Raw genomic sequence first — 240 nt, 5'->3', positions numbered from 1 at the left:
GTAATGTTATCAATCATGGAGGACATTAGTTATTATCAAATTGGTGACATATTTAATGAAGAATTATTTCATGAGAGTAATTGGAATGTTCAAGATGAGTTAGTGACTTTTAGAGGTCATTATAATGGAGAGATTTTCCCCGGTGAACCGTCTCACCTGACATTCACGTTTCACCCAGATGCAGATGGATATTATTATTCTACTAACATTCGGTACAATGGATCAGATGTAACAGATGAT

General features: G+C 34.6%; 1 protein-coding gene. It reads left to right on the top strand.

The features are described from left to right. Positions 1-15 precede the first annotated feature (15 nt). Positions 16-240 (top strand): hypothetical protein (locus AOA61_RS31715; RefSeq protein WP_218197304.1); only part of this gene is annotated, 225 nt, incomplete at its 3' end.

Origin of the sequence: Pseudomonas sp. 2995-1 (genome assembly GCF_002742505.1) — a bacterium.
GTDB classification, from domain to species: domain Bacteria; phylum Pseudomonadota; class Gammaproteobacteria; order Pseudomonadales; family Pseudomonadaceae; genus Aquipseudomonas; species Aquipseudomonas sivasensis.
The sequence above is the reverse complement of the archived record's forward strand: the minus strand, read 5'-3'. Positions and strand labels throughout refer to the sequence as shown.